This window comes from Methylothermus subterraneus (genome assembly GCF_054656915.1).
The window spans coordinates 1-3,100 of the sequence record NZ_BAAHXK010000025.1 but is presented as its reverse complement, the minus strand read 5'-3'; the positions used below and the strand labels follow the sequence as shown (position 1 = coordinate 3,100).

At 54.4% G+C, this 3,100-nt stretch carries 5 protein-coding genes; 4 read left to right on the top strand and 1 reads right to left on the bottom strand.

Features of this window, described 5'->3' with window-relative positions:
• From ltrA to ACYQ3M_RS11490, 3 genes are all read left to right on the top strand, one after another.
• On the top strand, positions 1 to 1,192 hold a 1,192-nt coding region (gene ltrA / locus ACYQ3M_RS11500), incomplete at its 5' end, for a group II intron reverse transcriptase/maturase (protein ID WP_460036222.1).
• Between the two features lie 424 nt (positions 1,193 to 1,616).
• The gene (locus ACYQ3M_RS11495) at positions 1,617 to 1,898 is read left to right on the top strand and encodes a type II toxin-antitoxin system RelE/ParE family toxin (protein WP_460036221.1); all 282 of its coding nucleotides are present in this window, start codon (positions 1,617 to 1,619) and stop codon (positions 1,896 to 1,898) included.
• Positions 1,899 to 1,907: 9 nt separating this feature from the next.
• Positions 1,908 to 2,258 (top strand): HigA family addiction module antitoxin, encoded by a 351-nt coding sequence (locus ACYQ3M_RS11490; protein WP_460036220.1) that lies wholly within the window; start codon positions 1,908 to 1,910, stop codon positions 2,256 to 2,258.
• Here ACYQ3M_RS11490 and ACYQ3M_RS11485 read toward each other — a convergent pair.
• Positions 2,183 to 2,545 carry a tyrosine-type recombinase/integrase gene (locus tag ACYQ3M_RS11485; protein WP_460036219.1) on the bottom strand — a complete coding sequence of 121 codons (363 nt, stop codon included), beginning with the start codon at positions 2,543 to 2,545 and terminating at the stop codon, positions 2,183 to 2,185. The two genes, ACYQ3M_RS11490 and ACYQ3M_RS11485, sit on opposite strands and share 76 nt — an antisense overlap.
• 67 nt (positions 2,546 to 2,612) lie before the next feature.
• Here ACYQ3M_RS11485 and ACYQ3M_RS11480 point away from each other — a divergent pair, with 67 nt between their 5' ends.
• Positions 2,613 to 2,837, top strand: a complete 225-nt coding sequence (locus ACYQ3M_RS11480) for an HNH endonuclease (RefSeq protein ID WP_460036218.1) — start codon at positions 2,613 to 2,615, stop codon at positions 2,835 to 2,837.
• Positions 2,838 to 3,100 lie beyond the last annotated feature (263 nt).

The window sequence follows — 3,100 nt, the reverse complement described above, 5'->3', positions numbered from 1 at the left end:
CGGTAGTAAGACTCCTGGAGTGGACGGAGAAATCTGGACAACTCAGGAAGAAAAGGCCAGGGCTGTTGTGTCGCTCAGGAGGAGAGGCTATAAGCCCCAACCCCTGAGACGGGTATACATCCCGAAAGCGGACGGAAAACTACGCCCGCTAGGGATTCCGACGATGAAAGATAGAGCCATGCAGGCGCTCTACCTGCTAGCTCTGGAACCCGTTGCGGAAACCACGGCGGATAGAAACTCTTATGGGTTTCGACTGGAACGGGCTACGAGAGATGCGGCGGAACAGTGTTTCAAAGCACTGGGAAGAAAGGCATCCCCGAAATACGTTCTGGAAGCGGATATTACCGGCTGCTTCGACAATATCAGCCATGAATGGATGCTGACCCACATCCCCACGGATAAAGAGATGCTCCAAAAGTGGCTGAAAGCTGGCTTCGTCTGGAAATTGAAGCTTTACCCAACGGAAGCGGGAACTCCGCCAGGAGGAATCATCTCGCCGACGTTGGCGAACATGACCTTGAACGGCATGGAACGATTGCTAACCGATCACTTCGGTAAGAAAGGAAGCAAGAAGGCCAAACGGTACCAGGTCAACCTGATTCGGTATGCCGACGACTTCGTCGTGACCGGCGCTTCCCCGGAAACGCTGGAGAAGGCGAAGGCGTTAATCGAGGAATTCCTGAAGGAACGGGGTCTTGCCCTGTCCCCAGAAAAGACCAGGATCGTGCACATCGAAGAGGGGTTCGACTTCCTTGGATGGAGCATACGCAAATACGATGGGAAACTTCTCATCAAACCTGCGAAAAAGAACGTCCAAGCGTTCTTGCGAAAAATCCGAGAGGAAATAAAGCAACTACGACAGGCGAAGCAGGAGGATGTGATATACAAGCTCAATCCGATCATCCGGGGATGGGCGGAATATCACAAGAACCAGGTGGCAAGGGAAACCTTCGTTAAGGTGGATCATGTCATCTGTAAACGGCTCTGGCAATGGGCACGCAGAAGACACCCAAACAAAGGGGCAAGGTGGATAAAGGAAAGATACTTTGTCCATCGAGGCCCCCGAGATTGGGTCTTCGGCACTAAGGTGAAAGACGACAAGGGCAATGAGAAGTGGGTAAGCCTCCGCAAGGCGGCGGACACACCGATCAAACGCCATGTCAAAATCAGAGGGGAAGCGAACCCAGCTTAGTTTTAAAGACTGATGTTATTCGGCCTTTGACTTTAACTTTAAAGCTTTTTCCGAATGAACGCGGATCAGCGATAGCTGAAGCAGTCAGAGATGGGACATTATCTAACTCTCCTGCATAGGTATAGGTCTGGGCTTTAACACCATGTACGCCATCGTCGAACGCTTCTGCCAGTCGGACCTGATCCACAACGTCTTCTGAGGCCAACCGCGACGCGGCCATCAAACAGGTCATCAGCGAGCTGATGGCGGGGAATCTGTGGAGCGAGGGCAATCCGTGGCAGGAGACGCTGCTCAAAGGGCGGTTTGGGCGGTAGTGGATAGGCGTTCCGTCATCTGTCTCCGGGTTTCATTGTTTCATTGCCCTTTCGGGTTTTGCCTCACAGAAAATCTGTTATCCTTTACGTAACAGATAAAGTCCATAACTGTGATCCGTAGCTTTAGAGACAAACGAACAGCAGCAATCTTTCAGGGCTTGTTCGTCAGCGGCCTTCCGAAATCCATGCAGCCTAGAGCTTTGGATAAACTCAGGCTGATTCACAATGCCGCCACGCTCGAGGATCTGCGCTCACCCCCGGGCAACCGTTTGGAAAAGCTCACAGGCAACCGGTCCGGGCAATACAGCATCCGGATCAACCAGCAATGGCGCATCTGTTTCCGCTGGGAAGAAGGAGAGGCCTGGGATGTAGAAATCACCGATTATCATTGAGGTTCAACGATGAGCATTTCGTTTGAAGAACTGTCCCAAACCGATTACTCCGACATCACGACCGGGGAGGTCATCCCCATCAGCACGCCTGGCGAGATTCTGCGCCGGGAGTTCATGGAACCCTTGGGGTTGTCGGCCAACGCCCTTGCCAAGGCTCTGAAGGTGCCTGCCAACCGGATCACCGCCATTCTCCATGGAGGCCGTTCCATCACTGCCGATACGGCGCTGCGGCTTGGGCGCTATTTCGGCACCACGGCGGAATTCTGGATCAACCTGCAGAAGGATTACGAACTGCGGCTGGCACGCCGCAAATTGGAAAAACAGATTGAAATAGAGGTTAAACCGCTAGAGTCTGCGTGACGATCACCGCAAACGATTGTTCCCTGGGCTTCAAACAGAAGTTGATTACAACCGATCCAGCGGGCTGTCCACCCCCCCCCGCCCCCCTTGTTCAGCACGTGGGTGTAGATCATCGTCGTGGCCACATCCTTGTGACCCAAAAGTTCCTGCACCGTTCGGATATCGTAACCGGCTTCCAGGAGGTGGGTGGCAAACGAATGGCGCAGAATGTGACAGCTAGTCGGTTTGGGGATGCCGGCGGCCCGGACCGCCTGTTTGACCGCCCGCTGCAGGGTCTGTTCGTTCAAGTGATGACGCCTTTCGGAATGGGATGCATACTTTGACCTGCGATTGCAGTTCAAAGATAAACCACTGATGAAAAATCAGAAGTGGAACCTCTGGTACAAGCAAGGCGGCAAGTGTCCAATCTGTGGGGAAGGGATCACGCGGGAAACCCCGGCCCCAATCCACCACACCCTCCCAAGATCTCTGGGAGGAACGGACGCGCTGTCGAACTTGGTCATACTGCACGTTAACTGCCATAGGCAGGTCCACAGCCGGAGTAATCGGCGTGGCCAGCTCCTGTCAAAGGGGGCTTAATAGAGGCTTGAGCCGGATGCGGGGAAACTCGCACGTCCGGTTCTTAGGGGGCGGGGGGGGCAGTAATGCTCTCCTGCTACCCGACAGGTCTCCGGCGCAAGCGCCATGGGCAGAGCGCTGCGGGGTGGTTTGGACCCTTCTAGGCCAGGGAAGGCCTTAGCGCTTCGGGTTGAAACGAGGGGGTGGGGGTTGGGTTCGGTCTCTCTCTCGCGCGCGCACGCGCGCGTTCTAGAAAAATTTCTATAAATATTTCCTTCTTCAGA

Coding starts and splice junctions, on each gene's coding strand:
- ACYQ3M_RS11490 (WP_460036220.1), top strand. CDS start 1,908: ATGAGCATTTCGTTTGAAGAACTGTCCCAAACCGATTACTCCGACATC.
- ACYQ3M_RS11480 (WP_460036218.1), top strand. CDS start 2,613: ATGAAAAATCAGAAGTGGAACCTCTGGTACAAGCAAGGCGGCAAGTGT.